Annotated in this window: 23 protein-coding genes and 1 pseudogene; 14 read left to right on the top strand and 10 right to left on the bottom strand. The window is 65.0% G+C overall.

Annotation, left to right across the window (positions count from 1 at the left end; translation table 11 throughout):
- Positions 1 to 6 precede the first annotated feature (6 nt).
- The 12 genes from JV551A3_RS24830 to JV551A3_RS24775 all read left to right on the top strand — a co-directional run bounded on the left by JV551A3_RS24830 (position 7) and on the right by JV551A3_RS24775 (position 15814).
- Positions 7 to 1314: a DotU family type VI secretion system protein gene (locus JV551A3_RS24830; RefSeq protein ID WP_133974860.1), complete on the top strand. Its 1308-nt coding sequence runs from the start codon at positions 7 to 9 to the stop codon at positions 1312 to 1314.
- Positions 1311 to 4820 carry a type VI secretion system membrane subunit TssM gene (gene tssM, locus JV551A3_RS24825; RefSeq protein WP_133974851.1) on the top strand — a complete coding sequence of 1170 codons (3510 nt, stop codon included), beginning with the start codon at positions 1311 to 1313 and terminating at the stop codon, positions 4818 to 4820. Before JV551A3_RS24830 ends, tssM begins: the two co-directional genes overlap by 4 nt.
- On the top strand, positions 4817 to 5473 hold the full coding sequence (gene tagF, locus JV551A3_RS24820; RefSeq protein WP_112253444.1) for a type VI secretion system-associated protein TagF: 657 nt from the start codon (positions 4817 to 4819) through the stop codon (positions 5471 to 5473). The genes tssM and tagF overlap by 4 nt, the downstream gene beginning before the upstream one ends.
- Positions 5470 to 6189, top strand: a complete 720-nt coding sequence (locus JV551A3_RS24815) for a PP2C family protein-serine/threonine phosphatase (protein WP_133974849.1) — start codon at positions 5470 to 5472, stop codon at positions 6187 to 6189. Before tagF ends, JV551A3_RS24815 begins: the two co-directional genes overlap by 4 nt.
- Before the next feature lie 14 nt (positions 6190 to 6203).
- Complete coding sequence (locus tag JV551A3_RS24810) at positions 6204 to 9203, top strand: serine/threonine-protein kinase (RefSeq protein WP_133974847.1); 3000 nt, start codon at positions 6204 to 6206, stop codon at positions 9201 to 9203.
- Positions 9203 to 9907, top strand: coding sequence for an ATP-binding cassette domain-containing protein (locus tag JV551A3_RS24805; RefSeq protein WP_133974904.1), 705 nt, complete (start codon positions 9203 to 9205; stop codon positions 9905 to 9907). The genes JV551A3_RS24810 and JV551A3_RS24805 overlap by 1 nt, the downstream gene beginning before the upstream one ends.
- Positions 9907 to 11109 (top strand): ABC transporter permease family protein, encoded by a 1203-nt coding sequence (locus JV551A3_RS24800; protein ID WP_133979208.1) that lies wholly within the window; start codon positions 9907 to 9909, stop codon positions 11107 to 11109. Before JV551A3_RS24805 ends, JV551A3_RS24800 begins: the two co-directional genes overlap by 1 nt.
- Positions 11102 to 12889, top strand: coding sequence for a formylglycine-generating enzyme family protein (locus JV551A3_RS24795; RefSeq protein ID WP_133974842.1), 1788 nt, complete (start codon positions 11102 to 11104; stop codon positions 12887 to 12889). Before JV551A3_RS24800 ends, JV551A3_RS24795 begins: the two co-directional genes overlap by 8 nt.
- A gap of 71 nt (positions 12890 to 12960) precedes the next feature.
- A complete protein-coding gene (tagQ, locus tag JV551A3_RS24790) occupies positions 12961 to 13866 on the top strand; it encodes a type VI secretion system-associated lipoprotein TagQ (protein WP_133974840.1) in 906 nt (301 codons plus the stop codon).
- A gap of 126 nt (positions 13867 to 13992) precedes the next feature.
- Positions 13993 to 14886, top strand: a complete 894-nt coding sequence (locus JV551A3_RS24785) for an NAD synthetase (protein ID WP_133974902.1) — start codon at positions 13993 to 13995, stop codon at positions 14884 to 14886.
- A complete protein-coding gene (locus JV551A3_RS24780) occupies positions 14883 to 15323 on the top strand; it encodes a hypothetical protein (RefSeq protein ID WP_133974838.1) in 441 nt (146 codons plus the stop codon). Before JV551A3_RS24785 ends, JV551A3_RS24780 begins: the two co-directional genes overlap by 4 nt.
- Before the next feature lie 29 nt (positions 15324 to 15352).
- Positions 15353 to 15814: a hypothetical protein gene (locus JV551A3_RS24775; protein ID WP_133974836.1), complete on the top strand. Its 462-nt coding sequence runs from the start codon at positions 15353 to 15355 to the stop codon at positions 15812 to 15814.
- A 71-nt stretch (positions 15815 to 15885) separates the two neighbouring features.
- Here the strand turns inward: JV551A3_RS24775 and JV551A3_RS24770 are convergent, their stop codons facing one another.
- The 8 genes from JV551A3_RS24770 to JV551A3_RS24730 all read right to left on the bottom strand — a co-directional run bounded on the left by JV551A3_RS24770 (position 15886) and on the right by JV551A3_RS24730 (position 23958).
- Positions 15886 to 16755 (bottom strand): aldose 1-epimerase, encoded by an 870-nt coding sequence (locus JV551A3_RS24770; RefSeq protein ID WP_133974834.1) that lies wholly within the window; start codon positions 16753 to 16755, stop codon positions 15886 to 15888.
- 22 nt (positions 16756 to 16777) lie between these two features.
- Positions 16778 to 17701, bottom strand: a complete 924-nt coding sequence (locus JV551A3_RS24765) for an EamA family transporter (RefSeq protein WP_133974832.1) — start codon at positions 17699 to 17701, stop codon at positions 16778 to 16780.
- A 173-nt stretch (positions 17702 to 17874) separates the two neighbouring features.
- Positions 17875 to 19155: a TRAP transporter large permease gene (locus JV551A3_RS24760; RefSeq protein WP_133974830.1), complete on the bottom strand. Its 1281-nt coding sequence runs from the start codon at positions 19153 to 19155 to the stop codon at positions 17875 to 17877.
- Positions 19156 to 19683, bottom strand: a complete 528-nt coding sequence (locus JV551A3_RS24755) for a TRAP transporter small permease (RefSeq protein WP_133974828.1) — start codon at positions 19681 to 19683, stop codon at positions 19156 to 19158.
- A gap of 66 nt (positions 19684 to 19749) precedes the next feature.
- The gene (locus JV551A3_RS24750) at positions 19750 to 20721 is read right to left on the bottom strand and encodes a TRAP transporter substrate-binding protein (protein ID WP_133974826.1); all 972 of its coding nucleotides are present in this window, start codon (positions 20719 to 20721) and stop codon (positions 19750 to 19752) included.
- Positions 20722 to 20784: 63 nt separating this feature from the next.
- Positions 20785 to 21666, bottom strand: coding sequence for a glucurono-1,5-lactonase (locus JV551A3_RS24745; RefSeq protein ID WP_133974824.1), 882 nt, complete (start codon positions 21664 to 21666; stop codon positions 20785 to 20787).
- A gap of 20 nt (positions 21667 to 21686) precedes the next feature.
- Complete coding sequence (locus JV551A3_RS24740; protein WP_112253459.1) at positions 21687 to 22493, bottom strand: NAD-dependent epimerase/dehydratase family protein; 807 nt, start codon at positions 22491 to 22493, stop codon at positions 21687 to 21689.
- A gap of 226 nt (positions 22494 to 22719) precedes the next feature.
- Positions 22720 to 23958, bottom strand: coding sequence for an OprD family porin (locus tag JV551A3_RS24730; protein ID WP_133974822.1), 1239 nt, complete (start codon positions 23956 to 23958; stop codon positions 22720 to 22722).
- 851 nt (positions 23959 to 24809) lie between these two features.
- Between JV551A3_RS24730 and JV551A3_RS24725 the strand changes: the two genes are divergently transcribed.
- Entirely contained in the window at positions 24810 to 25049 is a 240-nt protein-coding gene (locus JV551A3_RS24725) for a type II toxin-antitoxin system RelB/DinJ family antitoxin (protein ID WP_028700126.1), read from the top strand.
- Positions 25039 to 25326 carry a type II toxin-antitoxin system RelE family toxin gene (locus JV551A3_RS24720; protein WP_133979206.1) on the top strand — a complete coding sequence of 96 codons (288 nt, stop codon included), beginning with the start codon at positions 25039 to 25041 and terminating at the stop codon, positions 25324 to 25326. The genes JV551A3_RS24725 and JV551A3_RS24720 overlap by 11 nt, the downstream gene beginning before the upstream one ends.
- Before the next feature lie 293 nt (positions 25327 to 25619).
- Here JV551A3_RS24720 and JV551A3_RS24710 read toward each other — a convergent pair whose 3' ends face one another.
- A complete protein-coding gene (locus JV551A3_RS24710; RefSeq protein WP_133979204.1) occupies positions 25620 to 26156 on the bottom strand; it encodes a BRO-N domain-containing protein in 537 nt (178 codons plus the stop codon).
- Between the two features lie 202 nt (positions 26157 to 26358).
- Positions 26359 to 26556: pseudogene (locus JV551A3_RS24705) on the bottom strand (ribonucleotide-diphosphate reductase subunit beta); the annotation flags it as partial.

Raw genomic sequence — 26556 nt, 5'->3', positions numbered from 1 at the left:
CCCGTGATGCACCCGGACGATCCGCAGGCCAACGACCGTACCCAGTTCATGCCGCGCCCCGGTGGCCGTGCTGCGCCGCAACCCGCTGCGCCAGCACCGCAGCCGCCGCCGTTGCAGGTACCGGCCGAGCCCCTGGCGCCTGGCCAGGGCAAGGGGCTCAACCCGCTCGAGCAGGCTGCCGGGCCGTTGCTGGCCTTGCTTACCCGGCTGCGCAACACCATCGCCCACTCGGCACCGGCCAGCCTGCGAGCGCAGTTGCTGGCCTATCTGCGCCAGTTCGAGACCCGTGCCGAAGCCGCCGGGGTGGTGCGCAACGAGGTGCTGCTGGCGCGCTATGCGCTGTGCACCGCGCTGGACGAAGCGGTGCTCAGCACGCCGTGGGGCAGTGCCAGCGACTGGAGCCGGCAGAGCTTGCTGATCACGGTGCACAACGAGGCCTGGGGCGGTGAGAAGGTGTTCCAGCTGATGGAGCATTGCCTACAGAGCCCTCGCGAACGGCTCAACCTGCTGGAACTGTTGTACCTGTGCACCAGCCTCGGCTTCGAAGGCCGCTATCGGGTCATGAACGATGGCCGCAGCCAGCTCGAAGCGCTGCGTGAGCGCGCCGCTGCGGCGATTCGCAGCGCCCGTGGCGAGCGTGAGCGTGAACTCTCGCCACACTGGCGTGGGGTGGCCGTCAGCCGTGACCGCCTGGCCCAGTTCGTGCCGCCATGGGTGGGCCTGGCGGTGGCCGTGGCGTTGCTGTTGCTGTTGTTGTTCGGCCTGCGCCTGAAGCTGGCGGCCGATGCCGAGCCGGTGTTCCGAGGTATTCACGCGCTGGGCGAAATCCCGGTACAAGCCATGGACCGCCCGGTGTTGCAGCCCAAGCCAGTGGAGCGCCCGCGCCTGGCCGGGTTCCTCGCCGATGACATCAAGGCTGGCCGGGTCGCTGTAGAAGACGCGGTCGACCGCTCGGTGGTGACCATTCGCGGCGACGAGCTGTTTGCCAGTGCCAGCGCCAGCATCAAGGGCGATTTCCAGCCGTTGATGCTGCGCATCGCCGAGGCAGTGGCCAAGGTCAAGGGCAATGTCCGGGTCACCGGGCACAGCGACAACCAGCGCATCGCGACGCTGCGCTTCCCGTCCAACTGGGCGTTGTCGCAGGCGCGCGCCGAAGAGGTCAGGAGCATCCTCGCCGCGCGCACCGGGCAACCCGAGCGCTTCAGCGCCCAAGGGTTGAGCGACACCGAACCACGGGCGTCGAACGACACCGCGCAGGGCCGGGCGAAGAATCGCCGGGTTGAAATTACCGTTCTGGCGGAGGGCGTCGAGTGAAGGCGTTTTTCAGTTTTGTCATTCGCTGGGTAATCCCGCTGCTGGGCCTGATCGCCCTGAGCCTGATCATCTGGTTCGTCGGGCCGTTGCTGGAAATGCTGGCGTCGCCCACGCCACGCTGGCTGCTGATTGTCCTGCTGTTCGCCCTGTGGGGCGCTTACCGCGCCTGGCGCATCGTGCAGGCGCGCCGGCAGGCGGCCAAGGTCATGCAAAGCCTGGCGGCCGAGACCGCCCCGGACCCTGCCAGCGTGGCCACCGCCGAAGAACTGTCAGCCCTGCGCCAGCGCATGGACGAAGCACTGGCCCTGCTGAAGAAGGCCCGCCTGGGCGGTGACGAACGGCGCAACCTCTACGAGTTGCCGTGGTACGTGATCATCGGCCCGCCCGGTTCGGGCAAGACCACCGCGCTGGTCAATTCCGGCCTGCACTTCCCGCTGGCCGCGCAACTGGGCGAGGGCGCCATCCGCGGTGTTGGCGGCACGCGCAACTGCGACTGGTGGTTCACCGACCAGGCGGTGCTGCTCGACACTGCCGGCCGCTACACCACCCAGGACAGCCACGCCCAGGTCGACAAGGCGGCCTGGCTGGGCTTCCTCGACCTGCTCAAGACCCAGCGCTCGCGCCGCCCGATCGACGGTGCGTTCATCGCCATCAGCCTGTCCGACCTGTTGCTGGGCAGCGACGCCGAGCGCGCCGCACACGCTGCGGCGATCCGTGCGCGCATCCAGGAGCTGTACAGCCAGCTGGGCGTGCGCTTCCCCGTGTACCTGATGCTGACCAAGCTCGACCTGGTACCGGGCTTCATGGAGTTTTTCGACAACCTGGGCAAGGACGAACGCGCCCAGGTGTGGGGCATGACCTTCCCGCTGGATACCCTCGAGCAGGGCGGTGATGGCCCGTTGGCGCAGTTCGACAACGAGTTCGGGCTACTCGAGCAGCGCCTCGGAGAGCGCCTGGTCGAGCGCCTGCAGCAGGAGCGCGACCCGGCCCGGCGCGACCTGATCTACGGCTTCGTGCAACAGTTCGCCGCCCTGCACGGCAACCTCAAGGGGTTCCTCAATGGCATCTTCAAGCCCAACGCCTTCGAGGCGCGGGCGTTGCTGCGCGGTGTGTATTTCACCAGCGGCACCCAGGAAGGCAGCCCCATCGATCGGCTGATCGGCAGCATGGCCCAGAGCATGGGCCTGGACCGTGCGCACCTGGCCCGCCAAAGCGGTAGCGGGCGTAGCTATTTCATCGAGCGGCTGTTCACTGCCGTTGCCTTCGCCGAGCGTGGCCTGGTCGGCAGCAACCCCAAGGTGGAGCGGCGGCGCCGATGGATCGCCCGTGGCGCGCTGGCCCTGAGCGTGGCCCTGGTGCTGCTGGTCGGGACCTTGTGGGCCGTCAGTTACCGGGCCAACCAGCAATACATCGCCGAGGTCGACAGCCGCCTCCAGCCGCTGGGCAAAAGCGTGCAAGGCCTCAGCCCTGCGCAGCGCAACGTGGTCGACGTGCTGCCGCTGCTCAACGCTGTGCGCCATCTGGCCGACGACCCTCCCGGCTGGGCCGAGGGCCTGGGCCTGTACCAGGGCGACATGCTCGAAAGCGAATCGCAGAGCCTGTACCGCAAGCTGCTGATCGCCATTTTCGCCCCGCGCTTGGTCACCCGCATCGAGGAACAGCTATACGCCGGCGGCCCGTCGGACTACCTCTACGAAGGCCTCAAGGCCTACCTGATGCTGGCCGATGCCGAGCACTACGACCCGGACTTCATCAAGGCCTGGATCACCCTCGACTGGGAGCGCCAGTTGCCTCGCGACCTGGCGCCGGATCTGCGTCAGGCCCTGGAGCAGCACTTGGCGGCGCTGTTCGAGAAACGCCCGCCAAACGCACGCCTGGACCAGCGCCTGATCGACGACACCCGTCGCCAGCTGCAGCAACTGCCGGTGGCCCAGCGCGTGTACGACCGGGTCAAGCGCCAGAAGCTGCCAGGCGGGGTCGAGGACTTCCGCGTCAGCGACGCGGCCGGGCGCGATGCAGCCCTGGTGTTTCGCTTCAAGAGCGGCAAGCCGCTGAGCGAGCCGCTGCCGGGGCTGTTCACCGTGCAGGGCTACCGCCTGGCGTTTCTTGCCGCCAGCCTGGCGCAGAGCACCACGCTGGCCGAAGAGCGCTGGGTATTGGGCCGCGCGCCGGGCGAGGCAGGTGATGCCAGGCGCCTGGCCGATGATGTGCAACAGCTCTATTACCAGGACTACATCCGCCACTGGGATGCCCTGCTCGACGACCTGGACTTCGTGCCGATCACCAGCGTCGGCCAGGCTGCCGATGTGCTGCGGGTGCTGTCCAGGCCCACTTCGCCAATGAAGCAGCTGCTGCAGGCGGTAGCCCGGGAAACCAACCTGGCGCAGCCGACCACGCTCGACAAGGTCCAGGACAAGGCCGAACAGGCCGGTGTCGACCAGTTGCGCCAGCGCCTTGGCGGGCTGCTCGGCGACGCACCACTGCCGGCCGACAGCCCCGCGGCCCGCACGCAGGACCCGGTGACCGCGCACTTTGCCGAACTGGCTGCGCTGGTTGACAGCGGCGAAGGCCAGCCAGCTGCGATCGACGGCCTGCTCACCGATCTCAATGCGCTCTACGTGCAGGTCAGCGCCATGGTCGGCGCAAGCGGTGACGCCCTGCTCGGTGAGGCCAAGAACCAGGCCCAGGCGGCGGCGCAACGGGTTGCCCTGGGCGCGGCGCGCCAGCCCAAGGTGGTGCAGAACCTGGTCAGCTCGGTACTCGGCTCGACCCACGGCGTGGTCATGGGTGGGGTGCGCAACCAGCTCAACGCCGCCTGGGCCAGCGAAGTGCTCAATGTCTACCGCCAGTCGCTCAGCGGCCGCTACCCGATGGCGGCCGGCAGCTCGCGCGATGCCACCCTGGAAGACTTCGGCCAGTTCTTCGGGGTTGGCGGGGTGATGGACAGCTACTTCCGCAAGTACCTGCAGCCCTACGTCAACACCTCCAGCACACCCTGGAGCTGGCAGCCGGGTGCGGCGCAGAAGCTTGGGATCAACAGCAGCGTGCTGTACACCTTCCAGCGCGCGGCGACCATTCGCGATGCCTTCTTCCGCAGCGGCAACGGGCTGCAGCCAGGCGTGCGCTTCGAGCTCAAGCCAGTGGCGATGGACGCCAGCATCACCCAGTTCCTGCTCGACCTCGACGGCCAGCAGGTCAGCTACGATCACGGGCCGAGCCGCCCGGTGGCGTTGCAGTGGCCCAACCCCAACAGCATCGGCGTGGTGCGCCTGTCGATCGCGCCGCCAGCGGCCAGCGGCCGGTCGGGGCTGACCGTGGAGGGCCCATGGGCGTGGTTCCGCCTGCTCGACCAGTCCGACCTGGTGGCCGGCAGCTCGCCGGAGCGCTTCAACCTGCGCTTGCGCGTGGACGGCGCCAGCGTGTCATACGAGCTGCGTGCCAGCAGCGCCTTCAACCCGTTCCGCAGCCGAGTGGTCAGCGGTTTCAGCCTGCCGGAGCACCTGTGAACGACGTGGGTTTCTACGGAAAACTGGCCTGCCGCGGCGACTTTGTCAGCCGTGGCTTGCCGCAGACCTTCATCCAGCCCTGGGACCAGTGGTTGGCCGCCGGTATCCAGGCCAGCCAGCAGGCGCTTGGCGAGGCCTGGCTGCAAGCCTACCTAGTCAGCCCGTTGTGGCGCTTTGCCCTGGCGCCTGGGGTGTGTGGCCCGGATGCGGTGGTCGGCGTGCTGATGCCGAGCATCGACCGGGTGGGGCGGTATTTTCCGCTGAGCGTGGCGCAGGTGCTGGAGCCCGGGGTGGCGATCGCAGGCGTCGTTGGCGGCGCGGATGAGTGGTTCGAGGGGGTTGAGGCGGCGTTGCTGGGCACACTTGAAGCAGAGGCAACCTTCGAGCATTTCGAGGCGGCCCTGCAGCCTTTTCGCCACGACCGGCCATTGTTGCCAGGGCCACGTGTGACCGTGGGCGGCTTGCAACGGCTGGACGGCACTACCCCGCAGGGCCGGGCCCTGGCTCTGGCCGAATGCGCATGCGAAGGCATGAGCCTGTGGTGGGGGCAGGGCAGCGAGCGGATCGCGCCAGGCCTGCTGCGTAGCCAGGGCCTGCCGCGCAGCGAGCAGTTCGCCGCGTTTTTGCTGGGCAGCGAGGCGAGGCCGGCATGAGCAGCGTGCACTACAGCGCGGCCAGCTACAGCCATGTAGGCATGGTCCGCAAGATCAATGAAGACGCCTGCCTGGAGCTGACCTGGGATGGCCTGTGGGCCGTTGCCGATGGCATGGGTGGGCATGCCGCCGGCGACTATGTGAGCAGCCTGGCCGTGGACAGCCTGCGCCAGTTGCCGCTCGTCGATGGGCTGGAGGATTTCACCCAGGTCTTGCGCGACACCCTGGCGCGGGTCAACCGCGTCGTGCGCGAGGAAACCTTGCGCCGGGGCGTGGCGATGATGGGCAGCACGGTGGTAGTGCTGGCCGCGCGCGGCGACCGCGCCATAGGCCTGTGGGCCGGGGACAGCCGGCTGTATCGGCTGCGCGATGGCCGCATCGAGCGCCTGTCGCATGACCACAGCTACGTCCAGGAACTGCAGGACAGCGGCCTGCTCAACGAGGCCGAAGCCCGCGTGCACCCGCGCGGCAACATCGTCACCCGCGCCATCGGCGTCGAGGACCAGCTTGAACTGCAGGCGGTGAGCGTGCAGGTGCAGCCCGGCGACACCTACCTGCTGTGCAGCGACGGCTTGAACAAGACCGCCGAAGACCACGAGATCGCCGACGTGCTCGGCCATGCCGACCCCTACCAGGTGGTCCGCAGCCTGGTACACCTGGGGCTGACCCGTGGCGCCCCTGACAACATCACCGCCGTGGTGGTGAAGGCGAATTGAAGAGCACCCCGAACATGCAGATCCCCGGATTCGACATCGACAGCGAGATTGGCCAGGGCGCCATGGCCAGTGTCTACCTGGCCACCCAGCGCTCGCTGCAGCGCAAGGTGGCGTTGAAGGTGATGGCCGCGAGCCTTGCCGCCGACCCTACCTTCTGCGAGCGCTTCCTGCGCGAAGGGCGCACCCTGGCGCGGCTGTCGCACCCGCACATCGCCACCATCCATGACATCGGCAACGTCGGCGAGCTGTACTACATGGCCATGGAGTACCTGCCCAGCGGTACCCTCAAGGAGCGCATCGCCGCCGGGCTTACACCCGAGCAGGGCTTGCTGTACGTGCGGCAGATCGCCCAGGCGCTGGGGTATGCCCACGACCAGGGGTTGGTGCACCGCGACGTGAAACCGGCCAACATCCTGTTCCGCGCCGACGGCACGGCGGTGCTCTCGGACTTCGGCATCGCCAAGTCGCTGGACGACCGCACCCAGTTCACCCAGGCCGGTTTCGCCGTCGGCACCCCGAGCTACATGAGCCCGGAGCAGGCACGTGGCATGGACATCGACGGCCGCGCCGACCTTTATGCGCTTGGCGTGGTGCTGTACGAGATCCTTGTCGGCGAGCTGCCGTACCGTGGCACCGATGCCTTGTCGACCGCGCTGGCGCACCTGACCGAGCCGCTGCCGGAACTGCCGATCGAGCATGGGCGCTACCAGAGCATCCTGCGCGGGCTGCTGGCCAAGGACCCCGAGCAGCGCTTTGCCGATGCCGCCGCGTTGCTGGCGGCGCTCGACCGCTTGCCTGTCGATGACCAGGACAGCACAGTGATCCGGCCATTGCCGGTGGCGATGCCGGGCAAGGCTGAGCTGGGCGGACTGACGCCGGTATCCATCGATATCCCGCAGGCCGTGGCTGCGCCAGTCGCCAGCCCCGCGCCTGCGCCCGAGCCGACCCGGCCGCAACCGAGCGTGCCAGCGAAAGCCAGCACCGGCAAACCGGCCAAAGCCCTGCTGGCCGTTGCCATCGCTGCGGCGCTGGGCCTGGGGGCGACCTGGTTGTGGTGGCCCGCTGACAACGACCAACCGGCTTCGCTGCCACCCGTGGCGCAAGCCGCGAGCGAGCCGCAGACGCCGGCCACGCCGCCGCTCGCCGCCAGCGAGGACGGCCGGCCATTGCTGATGCCGGGCAAGAAAACCCTGTTCCAGCGGGTGCTGAGCAAGCCCGAAGCGCAACTGCTGGCCAGGCCCGGCGACAACGCGGGTGAGCCCCTGCCGGCGTTCTCGGTGTTGTATGTGTACCAGCGCAAGGACATCGACGGCCAGCCATGGCTGGAGGTTGGCGCCTCCAGCAGCGGCCAGCGCGATGGCTGGTTGCCGGCGGCACAAACCAGCGACTGGAAGCAAAGCCTGGTGCTGAAGTTCACCGAGCGCTCCGGCCGTTCGCCGGTGATGTTCATGCGCCAGGCCGATGACCTGCAGCAGTTGCTCGACGACACCAGCAAGGCCCGCGCCGACTTGCTCAAGGCGCAGAACGAGCCCGACCAGGTGCCCCAGGTGCTGGCCCTGGAGCCGGCCGCCAGCGCGGTGCCGCAGAACCAGTTCTACCTGATGCCGATCTTCGACTACCGCGAGAGCTTCGGCGCCGACGGCCAGCCGGTGCAGTTGCTCAACGTCGCCTCCATCGACCCCGGCAGCAGCGTTCGCAGCCAGGCGCCCACGGCTGCCGGTGCGGCCGTGGCGGCGGACAACCGCTTCCGTACCGGTATCGTCCTGGTGGTCGACACGTCGGTGTCGATGCAACCCTACATCGACCGCGTGCGCCAGGTGGTCAGCGAACTGCAGGCGCAACTGGCCGCTCAGGGCGAGCTGGACAACGTCAGCTTCGGCCTGGTGGGCTTTCGCAACAGCGTCAAGCGCACCCCGGGCCTGGACTACCTGAGCAAGACCCTGGTCAGCCTGGAGGAGGGCCGCGACCCGGCGCGCTTCCTCAAGGCTGCCGCGCAGGTCAAGGCCACCAGTGTCTCCAGCCATTCGTTCAACGAAGATGCCTTTGCCGGCGTGATGCAAGCCGTGGAAGGCATGGACTGGTCGGGCTATGGCGGGCGTATCGTGCTGCTGGTCAGCGATGCCGGTGCCCTGCGCAAGAACGACCCTTACAGCAGCACGCAGATGAACGAGGCCGAGGTTCGCCAGGCTGCGTTGAGCAAGCAGATCAGGATCTACGCCCTGCACCTGCGCACCCCGGCCGGTGTGAAAAACCATGGCGCTGCCGAAAGCCAGTACCGCGTGCTTACCGCCGACAGCAACCCGCAGATCGGTGACCTGTACGTGGGTGTGCCGGGCGGCGATGTGGGCGCCTTTGGCGAGCGCGTGCGCGAGATCGGCTCGACGTTCGCCCAACTGGTGCACCAGGTGCGTGAACAGCAGCCACAGCCGTTGCCCCAGTTGGGCTCGGGCGCGAGCCTGGCGGCGAAGTCCCAGGCGATCGGTTATGCCATGCACATGGACTTCCTCGGCCGTAACGGCGCCAGCCAGGCGCCGCAACTGGTCAGCGCCTGGGCTGCCGACCATGACCTGGCCAACCCGGCGTTGCCGAGCCTGCAGGTGTGCGTGATGCTGACCAAGCTGCAGCTCAATGACCTGCAGCAGTCGCTGAAGCTGATTGTCGACGCCGCGCGCAAGACCCGCAGTTCGCCGGGTGATTTCTTCAACGAGATCGCCAGCGCCAGCGCCTACATGAGCCGCGATCCGGGTGCCCTGCGCAAGGGCGCCAACCTGGCCCAGGGCGGGGTGCTGGGCGAGTACCTCGAAGGCCTGCCGTACCGCAGCAAGTCCCTGAGCATGACCGAGGACCTGTGGCTGTCGCTGTCGGTGGCCGAACAGGAGGATTTCATCGACGAGCTGGACTCGAAGATCCGCCTGTACGAAACCTTCCACAACGACATGGCCAACTGGGTGCGCTTCGGCAAGGCCGAGCCGGGCGATGCGCTGTACCGTGTCCCGTTGTCGACGCTGCCGTGATGATCAGCCTGCACGGGGTGCGCAAGACGCGCGGGCAGGGCGCCCAGCGCTACAGCCTGCAGATCGACCGGCTGCAGCTGGCGGCGGGCGCGCGGGTGGCGCTGGTCGGCCCCAGCGGTTGCGGCAAGAGTACCTTGCTCGACCTGCTGGCGCTGGTGCTGGCGCCGGATGCCGCCGAGGGCTTCGTCTTCGCCGGCACCGATGTGGCTGGCCTGTGGCGCCAGCGCAGCCTCGACCAGTTGGCGGCGCTGCGCAGCCGGCAGCTGGGCTACGTGCTGCAGGCTGGCGGATTGCTCGGTTTCCTCGATGTGCGTGGCAATATCCGCCTGCCACGGCAGCTGTTGGGGCTGGGCGAGGACGGCAGCGTCGAGCGCCTGGCCGAGGCGCTGGACGTGCATGACCAGCTGGCCAAGAAGCCTGCCGCGTTGTCGCTGGGGCAACGTCAGCGGGTCAGCTGCGCCCGGGCCCTGGCGCATGCGCCGGCCTTGTTGCTGGCCGATGAGCCTACTGCGGCGCTGGACCCGGTGAACGCCGAGCGGGTCATGCAGTTGCTGCTGCGCGAGGCACAGGCGCGCCAGGTGACCTGCGTGCTCGCCACCCATGACGAAGCGCTGGCGCGCCGGGCCGGGTTGAGCGTGCTGCACATGGCCTGCCGGCGCGATGCCGACGGCGGCGTCACCGCCACATTGGCGCAGGCGGTCTGATGCGCCCGTGGCTGATCGCCGGCCTGGCCTGGCAGGACTACCGCAACGATGCGCGGCTTTCGGCGTGCAGCGTGCTGGCGCTGGTCGCGGTGATCGCGCCCTTGCTGGTGCTGTTCGGGCTCAAGTTCGGCCTGGTCGGCAGCCTGACCGAGCGCCTGCAACGCGACCCGGCGGTGCGCGAGATCGTGCCGCTGGGCGGTGGTCGTTTCCGCGCCGATTTCATCCATGAGCTGGCGCAGCGACCGGACGTTGCCTTCGCCATCGCCCGTACCCGGCAGATCGCCGCCACCGCCGAGCTGTTGCTGCCGGCACGCGGGCGTGCGGTGACCGTCGAGATGCTGCCGACTGCTGCCGGCGACCCGTTGTTGCAACAGGTGGCGCCGCCGCAGGGGCTGCAGCAGGTGGTATTGAGCTTTACCGCCGCCGAAAAGCTCGGTGCCGCGGCCGGTGATGAACTGCAGGCCAGCTTCAGCCGGCAGCAGGCCGGGCACCTGCAATGGCGCCAGACCCGCCTGCAGGTGGCTGCGGTGCTGCCGCTGGCGGCGTTCGAGCGCGATGGCCTGTTCGCCTCACTGGCCCTGCTCGAGGCGGTCGAAGACTACCGCGACGGGCGCGGCGTGCCAGCACTGGGCTGGCCGGGCGATGCCGCAGGCAGCGATGCCCAACGGGTGTACCCGGCGTTTCGCCTGTATGCCAAGGAGCTGGCCGACGTCGAGCCGCTGCGCGCCTATTTCGCCGAACGCAAGTGGCTGGTGTCGACCCAGGCGGCGCAGATCGCCCAGGTGCAGGCGCTCAGCCGCAACCTCGACCTGGTGTTCTGGATCATCACCAGCCTGGCCGTGGCCGGTGCCGTGGCTGCCGTCGCCGCTGGCGCGGTGGCGGCGGTACAGCGCAAGCAGCGTGAGCTGGCGGTGCTGCGCCTGCTGGGGTTCGGCACGGCGGCGCTGCTGCTGTTCGTGGTGCTGCAGGCGCTGTACAGCGGCGTACTGGCAGCCGCAGTTGCCGGCGGCCTTTACCTGTTGGCCGAGCAGGGCCTTAACCGGATCTTCACGCAGGTGCCTGGCGAATACGCCAGCCATCTGTTGCCAATGCATTACTTCGTTGCGTTGTCCGCGGTGCTGCTGGCCAGCACAGCCGCTGCTGCCCTGGGTGGCTGGCGGGTGACGCGCATCGACGCCAGTCAAGGAATCCGTGATGTCTGAATTTCGCCTCGGGGCTACGGCCCTGCTTCTGACAACGCTGGGCCTGGCGGCCTGTTCGCCGGGCGCCGACGAGCCGCCTGCCAAGCCGGTCAACGCCGCTGCCGCCAGCGCCCCGGCACAGGCGGTCGACACCAGCAAGCTGGACAACCCCAAGCCCTTGCCGGGCGACGTCAGCCTGCCGCTACCGTGCGGCGGCGAGCTGGTGCTGCGCAGCGTCTACGTGCTGGCCCAGGGCAGCCTGGACGACCGCGAGGTCAACCTCGGCTACCCGTTCAGCGAGGGTGAGGCCGGCTACCAGCAGTCGTTCATTTCCGGTTATCGGCGTGACTTCATCAATGGCCAGTTCAGCCTTCAGGACCTTTCTGCCGATTGGCAGAAGGCCGTGGCCCCCAGCTTGCCCAAGCTCGACCAGGCAGGCCCGCTCAAGCCGATGATGTATTTCATCGGCAAGTACGAGGTCACCGCCCGCCAGTACGCTCAGGTGATGGCCCAGGCGCAATCGCTGGCCAGCGGCGAGGCGGCGCCGGCCTGCCAGCCCGATACCACGGCGGCGGGGCGCCTGCCCAAAGTCAAGCTGTCGCGCTTCGAAGCCGAGCGCTTTGCCGCGGTCTATAGCGCCTGGTTGCTCAAGTATCACCGCGACCTGCTGCCGGTCAGTGGCCGGGGCAGCAAGGCCGAGGACGGCGGGGTCGGTTTTGTGCGCCTGCCCACCGAAGTGGAGTGGGAGTTCGCTGCTCGTGGCGGTTCTGCGGTGAGCCGCCAGGAACTGGAAGGGCGCCTGTTCCCGCGCAAGGTCCAGGGTAGTGACAGCGACGGGCCGCTCGGCGACTGGGCGGTATTCAACCAGGTGGCTGGCGGCACCGGGCAGGCCGCACGCCTGATGCCGATCGGTACCCGGCTGCCGAACCCGCTGGGGCTGTTCGATGTGATCGGCAATGCCGCCGAAATGGTTCAGGAGTCGTTCCAGCTGGTACATGCCGGCCGCTTGCAAGGCGCCTATGGCGGCTTCGTGGTCAAGGGCGGCAACTACCTGGAAGGCGAGGGCACGCTGTTCACCGGCATGCGCCGCGAGTACCCGCTGTTCGGCGCTGACGGCACCGAGCAGCGCAACGAGACCACCGGCTTCCGGGTGGCCATCGGCGCCCTGTCGGCGCCCCGTTCGCGTTACCAGGAGCTGTTCGAGCAGTGGCAGAAGGTAGGGCGCCTGGCCAGCCTGACCGACGACATCGATGCCGCACAGGATCCGACCAAGCGCCTGGACAGCATCATCGCCGCCACCGCCGACCCGCGCCAGCAGGCCGAGCTGGGGCTGGTCAACGAAGAGCTCAAGCGCAGCGTTTCGCTGATCGGCCGCCAGCGCGAAGAGGCTGCCGGCAACCTGATCCAGTCCGCCGCGCTGGTGGCCGAAACCATCAATAACTACAACATCCGCCTGACCAACCTGCGCAACACCCAGGCCGAGGCCAAGGCGCGTGGTGACCAGACCACCGTGCGCATGTACGCCGCAGCCATCACCAACGGCCGCGCCGCCCTCGATGGCGCCGTGGCGATCTACATCGACAACCTGGCCAGTGGTACGCGCTACACCGATGCGGTGATCCAGGCGCAGTTCCAGCGGGTCAAGGAAGAACTCAACCGCAAGCCGGTCCTGGGCAAGAGCCTGGTGAGCCGCGCGACCCTGTTCGTTCGCCACGTTGGGGAGTACCGCCAGAACCGGCGGGCCGACCCGGCGACGATCCTCAAGGAGCTCCTGGCATCGGCCGCCGCGCGGCCCTCGTAGTGGCTTCTGCCTGACGCAACCGCGGGGTGGCATGAAGCCCCCCGTTTTAACCACCCACGTGAGAAAGTGACATGTTCAAGACCATCTTCACGGCTACCCATGCCCGTTCCGCCCTGCTGCTTGCCGCCGGTTTCAGCACTGTCCTGCTGGCGGGCTGCTCCAGCTCTCCGGTGTCCAAGGTTGGTGCCACGACCAAGGTCGAGTACTACCCGAGCTGCTACCAGCCCGTACAGCACCTGCGCTCCACCGACGGTGACATGACCCGCTCGGTTGCTACAGGCGCCGTCATCGGGGCCCTCGGCGGTGCCTTGACCGGCGCCCTGGTCGATGGCGACAACCGTGGCCGCAACGCTGCCATCGGTGCGGCGGGTGGTGCCCTGGTGGGCGGTGCGGCCGGTTACTACACCGAGCGTCAGAAGCAGATCAGCGACGACAAGCAGCGCATTGCCTCTTACGCCACCGACATCGACAAGAGCGCCGCCGACCTGGACCGCACCACGGCCTACGCCAAGGCTTCGCAAAGCTGCTACCAGCGTGAGTTCACCAGCCTGATTGAAGGCCGCAAGGCCAACCGCATCAACGACACCGAAGGGCGCAAGCGCCTGGCCGAGATCGTCTCGGGCCTGCAGGAGTCGAACAAACTGCTGGCTACCGTCAACGGCCGCGTTGCGGAAAACCTCGACAACTACACCCAGGCCTACGAGCAGGACCTCAAGCAGGTTGGCGTGGCCCGTACCGACGTAGCGACCGTGGCTGAACCGCCGAAGACCACCACCGGCAAGAAGAAGACCCAGGCCGTCAAGGTGAACAAGAACGTACCGCAAGAGGCGGTCGCCACCGAGAAGACCCTGCAGAAGGCAACCACCAAGAAAGCCGAGGCCCAGCAGGTGGCCAATGCTGGCGTCGACCAGGTCAACAAGATGTGCCGCAGCCCCGACATGGGTGACTGGGCGCCGGTGCCTTGCCCGAACGTGTAACCCACGCTCCGTTGCGCTTGCGCCGGTGCACGTGCTGCTCTCGGCAGGTCGCCTGACCTGCACGGGGCATGCGTGGGCCGGCGCAGCGGCTTTTCGAAACAAAGGAGAGTTGTCGTGACCGATCTGATGACCGGCGTCCTGGGCGGCTACCAGCAGCAAATGGCCCGTCAACGGCTGCTGTTGACTGTCGACCAACAGAAGCTGTTCAGGGCTATCGATGCCGACCCGGGTATCGTTGGTGCTGGTGTTGTCTATATCGATGCCCAGTACAACGTGATCGTCCTGCGCGAATTCAAGCCTATCTGCAGCATTGCGCCCAAGCGTGTGATTCTGCAGGAGGCACCACCATACAAGTCGCCTGAACAGTTCATGACCCAGCTGCAAACCGGCGCGCGTGAGCGCAAGGTGATGGCAGAGGCCGTGAACGCCAGTTTGGGTTGCCTGTCCGCCTATCTTGGATGGGTCGTCATGTTCAGCGGCACCATTGCTGTACCTTTCACTGGCGGCGCCAGCATGGTGTTGACGGCGGTCGGTTATGCTGCCGCGGCTGCGGGTACCGGGCAGTGCATGATGGGCGGGTACCGGGTGTTCAACGAAGTGTTCGACCCAGGGCAGAACGACTGGCTCGACAGTAATGACACGGTCCAGACGGTAATGAGCATACTCGACGGCGTAGCGCTGGCAGGTGTGGGTGCATCGAGCCTGAACACCGTGCGTTTCCTGCAGGCTCGCAAAGCGGCGACCGGCAAGGGCTGGAGAGAGCTGTTCCATAGTCTGTCCCGGCAGCAACGCAAAGCTTTGGCCGAGGAACTGTTGCTCATCAAGCATCCGTCGCTCACTGCCAAGCAGCTCAAGCTGAAGCAGGCGGCGGGTACCGCGATCAAGCGTTTCACCCCTACCGAAATTCAGCACGCCACGCGTACCCTGATCAAGGACTCGATAGGCGGCTTGTCGGGTTTTGCCAGCAGTAGCTTTGTGCAGTCGGTTGCCGTGGGGCTTTACGAGGAAGTTGACGAATGACCCAGGGCCAGGAACTGAAAGCATTTCTTTCCCGCTACTTCGGCGTGTTCATCGCCGAGTTCATGCTGTCCTGCTTTGCCATTGGCGGCTGTGTTTCACTGGTGTTCTCCACCTGGCTGCGCAGCCCGGACCGGTCGCTGTCGGTGCTGGTCCTGGCGCTGGCAGGGGCGCTGAGCGTCGCCTCGCATATCGCCATGGTGCGGGGTTATGCCTGGGGCGTGCGCGGGCTGGTCGGCCTGAACGGGCTGGCCGTGCTGGCCGCGTTGCCCAGCTACGCTTACCGGCCGCACATGGGCGGCTACGTCTCGGTAATTCTGTTCGGGCTGCTGGCCTTGTTGGTGATCAATAGCCAGCGCTACCGGGAAATGCGCGTGCGCCTGGTGGGCTACCGAGAAACGCGCAGGGCCAACCGCCAGGCGGCGAAAGCTGGCAAATGATGGCATGGCTGATGTAACGAGGCTTCTGGATGAATTTGCGCCGAATGCGTAGCGGGTTCGCTGCTTTGCTGTTGCCCTTGCTCGTTGCCTGCAACGGGCACAAGGTCGAACGCGTCGTGGTTTATGAGAACAACGTCCATCACTGGCGCATCGAGCATGTGGTGGAGCAGAACTGGCCGGTGGGGCCTCGTCAGTACTACGAGGTGTTTCTCAAGGACCGCTTGCTGATCCTGCCTGCCAGTGTTTTCAATGACGAGCGCGACATTCGTGAGTTCGTTGCTGCGGGCGGTTTCGACATCAGCAACTGGCGCAATGACACGATCATCGTGGCGTTCGAGAACGTGCAAAAGCGCGAAGGCGGCAACGAGCATTTTGTCCGCACGCTGATGATCACCCCGGAGTACAAGGAAGGGGAGGTGATACTGACGGACATGGCGAACCATATGCAAATCGTGGTGCAGCGGGTGGAGCCGGTTGATGAGGGGAAGTAGCTGTTGGGCTGCCTGAACAGTAATTAGCTGCGCATGGCACCGGCTCAAACCGCTCCCAGAGGGCACCCCGGTTACAACGCCCGATATTGAATCCTGAACGCCAGGCTCATCATTTGCCCACGCTGCAACAACCGCAACCCCGGCCGCCCCGGCAGGTGATGCGCATTGACCGGGTGGCTAACCGGCTCAAAGCAGAAAAAACCTTGCCCCTGAGGGCAGAACAGCAAGAAGTGCTCAGCCCCGCTGGCGCTGCATTCCAACCGATACCCGGCCCCTGGCTGTTCGATCACACATGTCCCCGGCCAGCCACTGAAGGCGTGATCAACCACCGTTTCGGGCAGGCTGGCCAGCGTTGCAAAACTCCACTGTTCAGGTACTTCGGCCTGGTACGACGGCAAGCGCCCATCCTCGGCCAGCCACACCTTGCGTGCCGCTGCATGCAGCCTGGTATCGGGATAGCGTGGAAAGTAAGGGTGCAGCCCCAGCCCATACCAGTTAGCCGATTCCTCCAGGTGCGTTACATGCAGGCCCAGGTTCAGGCAACCCTCTTGCAAATGCACATCCAGGGTGGCGTGGTAGGCAAACGGTACGGAACTGTCCAGCGCCAGTCGCGCCCGCCGTTCACTGTAGTGCTCCACCTGCCAGGCCTGCTGCCAGGCGCTGCCATGAATCGGGTAAGGGTCATGCGCGGTATTCGGCGCCAGAGCCTGCCAACCTTCGGGCCGGGCAAAGCCTCCTTCGGCGATACGGTTGGACCACGGCGCCAGCGGGTAGCAAGCTAGCCGTCGCGGCGTACCGCTGGCCAGCGCGTCGTGGTCGGAATGACGCAGCAGCGCCTGCCCGGTCGCCTTGACCTGCCAGTTGACCAGGCTGGCGCCCAGTTCCGGGGCCAGGCTCAGGCGGGTCAGGCGGTCCTGCAGGTGCAGTTCGGTCACAGCCATTCAAGGCTCCTTTGAAAAAGCGTCAGGCGGGGCGCCGGTAAGTGAGCAGCACGATGCCGCACACCACCACGGCACCGCCGAGCAGTTGCAGGGTACCCAGCTGTTGGCCGAGCAAGGCCCAGCCAAGCAGTAAGGTCGCGATAGGTTCGACGTTCATGACTGGTGCGTTCTGTGCCATGTTCAGCCGCGGCACGCAGACAAACAGCAAGGTGAAGGCCAGGCCATACAGCACCACCAGGCTCGCCAGCGCCGCCCAGCCGCTGCTGCTGCCCGGCAGCGACAAGCCGGACGGCATTACGCCGCTTGCACCTGCGACCAGCATGCTGGAAAACACGATCAGCAGCGTCAGCAGGCTGCGCACCGGGCCGCGTACGGCGGCCAGCTTGTGGTCGGTGATCCACAAGGCGCAGGCAAAGGCACAGGCGGCGCCGAAGGCCAGGCCGACACCCAGCGCCCAGTGCGGGTTGGCATCGCTGCTGTCGGCCAGGCGTGCCGGCACATCCAGCGCCAGTACCAGGCCGCACAGGATCAGGCCCATGAACAGCACGGTGCGGCCAGTGGGGCGAGCACCACCCAGCGCCCAGGTGAGCAGTGCGAGCAGCATCGGGAAGGTGTTGCCCACCAGCAGCGCCAGGGCCACCGGAATGCGCGCCACCGCCGAGTACAGGCATAGGCTCTGGGTGGCGATCAGCAGGCCGAGCAACAACTGCCAGCGGCGAGTGCCGGCGGGCAGGGCCAGAGCCTGGCGTTGCCATAGCAGCAGGCTGGCCAGGACCAGGAACGTGATGCCCGAGCGGCAGAGGATGGCCAGCAGCACGCCGGTGCCGTCATCGAAGGCGATGCGTGCGGCGATGTGGTTGCCGGCGAATGAGCAGGCCAGCAAAGCCAGCAGGGCGATGGCCAATTTGCGTGGGAATAGAGGGATAGCAGAGGAGGGGACAGCCATGTGCAGGATCCGTTTGCAGAAAAATCGGGCCCCTGTGGGAGCGGCCTTGCGTCGCGAATGGGCCGCAAAGCGGCCCCGGCAATATCAGCAGCAACGCCGAAATTCGGGGGCTGCTCTGCAGCCCTTTCGCGACGCAAGGCCGCTCCCACAGGGGCAGTCCATGCCGGTAGCCGTTACAGCACCACGCTAGGCAGCCACAACGAGATGGCCGGAATGTAGGTCACCGCCATCAACACCAGGAACAGCGCCAGGTAGAACGGCAGCATCGCCTTCACCGTCGATTCGATGCTCACCTTGCCAACTGCCGAGCCGACGAACAACACAGCCCCCACCGGCGGCGTGACCAGCCCGATCCCCAGGTTCACCAGCATGATCATGCCAAAGTGCACCGGGTCCACGCCGATACCGGTTATCACCGGCAGCAGGATCGGCGTAAGAATCAGGATCAGCGGTGCCATGTCCATGACCGTGCCCAGCAGCAATAGCATGAAGTTGATGCACATCAGGATCACATAGCGGTTGTCCGACAGGGTCAGAAACGCCGTGGTGATCTTCGACGGAATCTGCATCAGCGTCATCACGTAGCCAAAGCTTGCAGCGAAGCCGATCAGGATCATCACGATCGAGATGGTGCGTACCGTGCGGTGCATCAGCTTGGGCAGGTCGCGCCACTTGTAGTCGCGGTAGACGAACATGGTCACGAAGAACGACCACACCACCGCCACGGCTGCCGATTCGGTCGCGGTGAACACCCCGCTGAGGATGCCACCGAGAATGATGACCATGGCCATCAGCCCCCACAGTGCTTCACCGGCAATCTTCAGCGCCTGGCGCATCGGGATCACTTCGCCCTTGGGGTAATTGCGCTTCTTGGCGAACAGCAGGCACAGGCCCATCATCACTGCGCTTAGCAGCAAACCGGGCATCACCCCGGCCATGAACAGCGAGGCAATCGATACCGTGCCGCCTGCCGCCAGCGAGTACAGCACCGAGTTGTGGCTGGGCGGGGTCAGCAGCGCCTGTACCGAGCCGCTGACGGTCACTGCGGTGGAGAACTCGCGCGGGTATCCCCTGCGCTCCATCTCCGGGATCAGTACGGAACCCACCGACGCGGTGTCGGCCACCGACGAGCCGGAAATCGCCCCGAAGAAGGTCGAGGCCATGATGTTGACCAGCGACAGCCCGCCGCGCACGAAGCCCACCAGCACACCGGCAAACGCCACCAACCGGCGTGACATGCCGCCTTCGGCCATGATCGCGCCGGCCAGGACAAAGAACGGAATCGCCAGCAGCGAGAACTTGTTAACCCCACTGGCCACCTGGATCATCATCGCCTGCAGTGGGATGTCGATCCACCAGGCTCCGATCAGCGCCGACAGGCCCAAGGCGTAGGCCACCGGCATGCCCAGCAGGATGAGAGCGATGAAACTGCCCAACAGAATGAACGCATCCATTTATGCCGCCCCCTCGTTTTCTTCCAGCTGGTCGAAGCGCACCACCTTGCGGTGGCTCTGGTCGCCCAGCAGCAGTTTCTCCAGCACGAACACCAACGTCAGCACGCCGCCGACCGGGATCGGCGCGTAGGTCATGCCCACCCGCACCCCGGGCAACGACGCCAGAAACTGGTTCCAGGTGGTGATGCACAGCTTGCTGCCGTAATAGGTCATGAACACGCACACCAGAATCATCAGCAGTTGCACCAGCAGCGCCACCAGCTGGCGCTGCAGCGCGGGCAGGCGGTCGGTGATCATCGCCACCGCCATATGCGCCCCGGCACGGTAACTGGCCGCTGCGCCGACGAAGGTGAACACCACCATCAGCAAGATCGCCACGGGTTCCGGCCAACTGGCGCCAGTACCGAGCACGTAGCGGGCGAAGATGCCCCAGGGAATGATCAGCGACATGGTCAGGATCGACAGGCCGGCGACCCAGATACAGGCGCGGTACAGCGTGTCGTTGGCACGTAGAAAGAGGTTTTTCATCGGCATCACCAAAGCGGCAGGGCGGCGGGCGCCGCACTGCCGGGGTCGTTCAGGAAGGGGCCGCGATTACTGGACGGCGTCGATACGTTTCATCAGGTCGGCGTACTGCGCACCGTATTTTTCGCGGACCGAAGCGGTAGCTTCGTAGAACGGCTTCTTGTCGACGGTGATGAACTCGACACCGGCGGCCTTGAGCTTCTCTTCGCTGGCGGCGGACTTGGCGTCCCACAGCGCGCGCTCCTCCATCTGCGCCTCACGCGCGACCTTCTTCACCAGCACCTGCTGCTCGGGGGTGAGCTTGTTCCAGGTGGTCTTGGACATCACTACCGGCTCCGGCAGGATCAGGTGGCCGGTCAGGGTGTAGTACTTGGCGCTCTGGAAGTGGTTATGCTCGAGCAGGGTTGGCGGGTTGTTTTCGGCGCCGTCGATCACCCCGGTCTGCAGGGCGCTGAAGATTTCCCCGGTGTCCATGGCGATGCCATTGCCGCCCATGGCGTTCATCATGTCGATGAACAGCGGGTTGCCCTGCACGCGAATCTTCATGCCCTTGAGGTCTTCCAGGCTGCGCACCGGCTTCTTGGTGTAGATGCTGCGTGAGCCACCATCCATCCAGGCCAGGGCCACCAGGTTGAAGTCGGAGTTGGTGATCTTGTCGAGGATCTCCTGGCCTATCTCGCCGTCGATGATCTTGCGCATGTGGTCATGGTCGCGGAACACGAACGGCATGTTGAACACGTTCACATCCGGTACCACCGGGCCGACGATACCCAGGCTGACGCGGGTCATCTGCACGGCGCCGATCTGTGCCTGTTCGATCACTTCCTTTTCCGAGCCCAGCACGCCGCCCGCGAACATCTTGAAGGTGATATCGCCATTACTGGCTTCTTCGAGCTTTTTACCCATGTTCTGCTCGGCGACCACGGTCGGGTAGCCGGCGGGGTGGATTTCGGCGAACTTGATGTCCAGGGCCGAGGCGGGCATGGCCACGCTGAAGGCGAACGGGAGAACGGCAAGAAGCAGCTTGCGTTTGAAGGTCATGATGAAACTCCGTGGTTTTTATTATCCGGTTTCGAGCGTGCAAGTGTGGTGGTGGATGGGGGCTTAGCCCCGGTAGACAGGTTCCTCCAGGCCCTTGGTGCCAGGTTTGAGGGCAAATACCCCGCCAGCCAGCGGCTGGTCGCCGAGGTCGATGCCCGAGGGGCGGATCGAGGTGACGTACAGGGTGTCGAGGCAGGCGCCGCCGAAGGCACACATCGCCGGCTTTTTCACCGGCACGCTGAGCGAGCGGTCGAGGCGGCCATCGGGGGTGAAACGGTGGATCTGCCCGGCGTCGTTGCCGCAGACCCAGTAGCAGCCATCCTGGTCCATGGCGGCGCCGTCGGGGCGGCCGGGGTGGCTGCGCATGTCGACGAACAGCCGCTGGTCGTGCGGGGTGCCGCTGTCGATGTCGTAGTCGAACGTCCAGACCTTTTGCACATCGGGGTGTGAATCGGACAGATACATGCGCTTGCCGTCGGGGCTGAAGGCCAGGCCGTTGGGCACGATCATGCCGCCCTGCTGCAGGTGCAGCCGACCTTCGCCGTCATGCCGGTACAGCGCGCCGACATGCGCGCCTTGCTGCATGTCCAGCAACATGGTGCCGGCCCAGAAGCGGCCCTGGCGGTCGCAGCGGCCATCGTTGAAGCGCATGCCAGCCTGGGCATGTTCCACGCTGCTGAGTAAACGGCTATCCAGGCTGCCATCTGCTTTGGCCTGCAGCTGGAAGATGCCACTTTCCATTCCCGCCACCCAGCCGTCACCGTAGCGGGCGATGCAGGCTAGCATCTCGTCGCCTTGCCAGACCCGGTGGGTGCCATCGGCCGCCTGCCAGCGGTGTAGCTGGCGAGCGGGAATGTCGACCCAGTACAGGGCCTGTTCGCCTGGGTGCCAAACGGGGCTTTCGCCGGTGCTGTTGCGGGCGTCGACAATCAGTTCGCAGTTCATGGCCGTGCCTCCCCCTCAGGTCAGTTGAACGGGCCGGCCACGGCGAAGGCACCGCCCTGATAGACCATGCTCGGGTCGTCGGCAGCGAGCGCCGGCTGGGCTTCCACGGCGGCGCGGAAGGGTTCGGAGCTGTCCTTTGGCACGTAGCCCAGGTGCTCGGCATGGCGGTTGTCCCACCACACGGTGCGGTTGTCGGAGGCGCCGTAGACGATGGTGTGGCCAACGTCTGGCGTGAACAGCCCGCGCTCGATCAGTTGCACCAGGTCGTCATAGCTCAGCCAGGTGCAAAGCATCCGCCGGTTCTGTGGTTGCGGGAACGACGAGCCAATGCGGATGCTGACGGTCTCGATGCCGTAGCGGTCGAAGTAGAAGCTGGCAACATCCTCGCCGTAGCACTTGGACAGCCCGTAATAGCTGTCCGGGCGGCGTGGTGAATGGGCGTCGATGCGCTCATCCTGGCGGTAGAAACCGATGGTGTGGTTGGAACTGGCGAAGATGATGCGTTTCACGCCATGCTTGCGTGCTGCCTCGTAGATGTGGAACACGCCGCAGATGTTAGGGCCGAGGATCTCTTCGAAGGAGTGCTCGGTAGACACGCCACCGAAGTGGATGATGGCGTCCACGCCTTCGACCAAGGCATGTACTGCAGCCTTGTCGGCCAGGTCGCAGGTGATGACCTCTTCATGCGGACCTGCGGCAGGTGCCATGGGGCTGATGTCAGAAAGGCGCAGGACTTCGGCGTAGCCCTGCAGGCGTTCGCGAAGGACCTTGCCCAGGCCGCCTGCGGCTCCAGTGAGCAGCAGGCGATTGAGGGGAGTAGTGGTCATGGCCGGCTCTTGTTGTTAGTTGTTGTAGGTTGTCGTATGACTGCGGTGAATATTGGCGGTCGTTCTGGTGGTTGTCAATGAGGCATGCACAGCCCTCGACGGGTTACGCGGTCTCTTGTGGGAGCGGGCGCGCCCGCGAACACCGGCGAAGCCGGTGCCATGCACCGAGTTGCCGGCTTCGCGGGCATGCCCGCTCCCACAGGGATCGCGTTCGCCTCGCCCTTGGTTACAGCAACGACAACGGATAGTTAAAGATCAACCGGTTCTCATCAAACTCGTTATTGCTGTAATCCCGACGAATCGACGAATTGCGCCATTTCACACTCAAATCCTTGAACGCCCCGCTCTGGATCACATACGCCAGTTCCGTCTCACGCACCCACTCCTTGCCATCGGTCACCACCCCGCTGTGCACATCGCGCCCGCTGATATAGCGGTTCATCAAGGTCAGCCCCGGCACCCCGACGGTGACGAAGTTGAAGTCATGGCGCACCTGCCACGAGCGCTCGTTGGCGTTGTCGAAGCTGGAGTTGTAACTGTCGTTGGCCAGGGTGCCGCCACTGGTGCCGTTGACCCGCATCCAGGTATCGCCATCGACTTTCTGCAGCCCGACCCAGAAGGTGTTGCCACCGTACTTGGCCGAGAACATTCCCGAGTAAGTCTTGTTGTCCAGCTCGCCAGCGCGTTTGGCGCCATCGTCATCGCCATTGAAGTAGCCCAGGTTGGCGCCCAGGGTCCAGCCACCCACCGGCTGACTGTGGCTCAGTTGCAGGTACTGCTGCTGGTACACATCCTTCAGCGCCGCATTCCACAGCCCGACCAGGGTGCGGTCCTGATTGAACTTGTACTCGCCACCAACAAAGTTGAAGCGGTCCGACACGCCACCGCCGTAGCTCATGTCGCCCATGCTGGCGTCGTTGCGCGGGCTGTTGCCGCGGAACTGCCCGCCATACAAGGTCAGCCCGGCAATCTCGTTGGACGTGACCTGCCCGCCACGGAACGTCTGTGGCAACGAACGCCCGTCGTCCGAGCGCAGAATCGGAAGCACCGGCATCCACTCACCGATCTTCAGTTCTGTTCTGGAGATGCGTGCCTTGCCCGCCACTGCCAGGCGCCCGTAGTCATCGGCCGGCTTGCCATCGTCATGGCGCGGCAACAACGCCGTGCCATAGGTACCACCACCGCCATCCAGCTTGACCGACCACAGCCCCAGTACATCCACGCCGAAGCCGATCGGCCCCTCGGTGAACCCCGAACGGGCGTCGAGGATGAAGCTTTGCGTCCATTCCTCGGCCTTGCTTTGCGGGTTGCTCGGGTTGGTGAAGTTGCGGTTGATGTAGAAGTTGCGCAGGCCGAGGGTGGCCTTGCTGTCCTCGACAAAACCCGCCGCCAGGCTGGTACCTGGCAAGCCGGCGATAACCCCGGCGCCAAGCAGCGCGAAGGGCAGGGTATGGCAGATCTTCATTATTGTTATGCTCCCGAAGGGTATGGCAGCCCGTCCACCGGGCACGCGCAAGCGGCCTGCGGCAGGGGCGGGTAAGTAACGGGCCGGTCAGGGCCAGGGGTGAATGCAGTAACCGGGCGCTAGGTACTCGAGGGGGTACGCCAGCAGACCGTGGGAAGAGACAGACGTGGGTGCAGCGGGATGAGTGTCGACATGGGTTCGTCCACGGATTGTTGTTTTTGTTATGTGTTGTCGTACAACTGTGGGCGATTATTAGCAAGGGTGAGAGGGACTGTCAACGCATAATGGCCTGGTGATTAAAGGCAAGATCCCCGTAAATTAACGCGTAGAGGCTCTATCGTGCACTCTGTAAAGAGATACGATGACAACAGCTTTGCAGGCAAACAAATCAACCCGACCTGGCAGTGGACCGCGCTGCTCCCCTGCGCTATCTTCAAATCAGGCCTCGCCCTCGACCACGTAGACTGGCATGTCCAGTCCCGGCATCCTCGTTGATGCCGTACCCCCTTGTCGGCGTGGGCGGGGCCCCTTTTTACGGCGCGCTTGACCGGCTGAGATCGAGCGCTTGGCCCCCCGCTGTTTACCAACCCTCGAAAAAAGCGCCCATTGCGCTTTTTTCGTTTAAGGCCCTGGCGGATTCTGACCGGCAACTGCCACACAAATTCCCAGTGATACGCGATCCCGTGTAGGAGCGGCCTTGCGTCGCGAAAGGGCCGCAAAGCGGCCCCGGCGATGGCACAGGCTATGGGTTTTTGCGCAGCTATTGCCACTGCTGGCGCAAATATCGCTATTGCAGAGCCACCAATACCAGTGCATTGTAATGACAAACGTCTTTACCTGAGGGCGAAGCCATGGCTTCCATCAACATCCGCGTCGACGACGATCTCAAAGCCCGCGCCTACAAGGAGCTTGAGCGCTTGGGCGTAACGCCCTCCGAGCTCATGCGGCAGGCGCTTCAATATGTAGCCGAGCGGGGAAAGCTACCCTTCCGGCCGGTCCTGATGACCGAGGAAGATGAAGACCTCATCGCCACCGTACAAGAGCGGCTTGCTTCTCCGCAGCGCGTGAGGGTGCAGCTGGATGACCTATAGCCTCGACTTCGATTCCCGTGCATTGAAGGAGTGGAAGAAGCTGGGCGATACCGTGCGTCAGCAGTTCAAAAAGAAACTGGCGGAGGTTCTGCTGAATCCTCGGGTTGAAGCCAATCGCCTTCACTCGCTACCAGACTGCTACAAGATAAAGCTGCGCAGCAGCGGGTATAGGCTGGTCTATCAGGTCATTGATCAAGAGATCGTGGTCTTTGTAGTAGCTGTTGATCGTCGTGAAAAAGATCAGGCATACAAGAAGGCTGCCGACCGGCTTGAATAGACTTCGTAGATTTGCAAGCCTTTGCTCTCAAAATACAGCTCAGTTCAAATGCTTGCACTGTACCTGTGGGAGCGGGCGCGCCCGCGAAGAATCCAGCTCGGTGCATGGCACCGGCTTCGCCGGTGTTCGCGGGTAAACCCGCTCCCACAGGTCTGGCGCCAACTCAAATAGCGCATTACCAAGGCAAGTAGCGACCTGCTCTTGACCGGCTAACTAAGTCATTCCAGCAGACTAAGTCCCCCTGTGGGAGCGGGTTCACCCGCGAAGAGGCCAGCACAGACAAAAACAGCCCCCTAAACTCCATGCATCCGCAGCGCCCGCTGCGCACACTCCCGCCAACTCAACTTCCGCTTCTCCACCTGCGGTAGCTGTTCCACCTCCCCAGCCAGCACCACCGGCATCTCCCGCATCCTCACCCAAGGCTCACTCTGCCAATACAACAACGTCGCCGACCGCCCACCAGGCCAGCACATCTGCCCCAGCCGCGGCGCATCCTCAACCCCGTCCGCCTGCCGATCACGCAGCACCGCCACCACCTCATGCGTCAGCCACCAGCGCAAATGGCGGTTCTCCGGCACATGATGATGTGCCAACAAGGTATAGGCCCCGGACTCGCTGACCATGGTGGTCTCCTGGTACTTGCCATAGCGCAGCAACTGCACCGTGCGGTACTGGTCCGGGTCGAGCTTGCGCATGCAGTGCTCATCGAAGAAGTGCCCGCTCAGCCGGCCGAGTTCGTGGGCGCAAAACCAGGCTTGGGATTCGAGCCAGAGGGTGTGAAGAGGACGGTTGTGGCGAAAGAAGAGGGTAGGGGTATTGAGACTGTCCATGTTTGGCCATCCTGATATTGGAGAGCCGTTGCTAACGGGAACGGTGTTCCGCTGCGTGAGCGTTCTTAAGCGCCATGAAACGTTATCGCTATGCGTTCAAAGTGACAACGGTAAAAGTTGTAGGATGCTTCCTGTTCTGCCATTCCCCAGCCAATAAAAAAGGCTGCCAATCGGCAGCCTTCTCGATGCTCAGCCCGGACGATCAATCCCAGCTCAACGCCCCACCAGTCTGATACTCGATCACACGGGTCTCGAAGAAGTTCTTCTCTTTCTTCAAGTCCATGATCTCGCTCATCCACGGGAACGGGTTGGTAGTCCCCGGGTACTCTTCCTTCAACCCAATCTGGGTCAGGCGACGGTTGGCGATGAACTTGAGGTAGTCCTCCATCATCGCTGCGTT

This window comes from Pseudomonas inefficax (assembly GCF_900277125.1).
Taxonomy (GTDB): domain Bacteria; phylum Pseudomonadota; class Gammaproteobacteria; order Pseudomonadales; family Pseudomonadaceae; genus Aquipseudomonas; species Aquipseudomonas inefficax.
The sequence above is the reverse complement of the archived record's forward strand: the minus strand, read 5'-3'. Positions and strand labels throughout refer to the sequence as shown.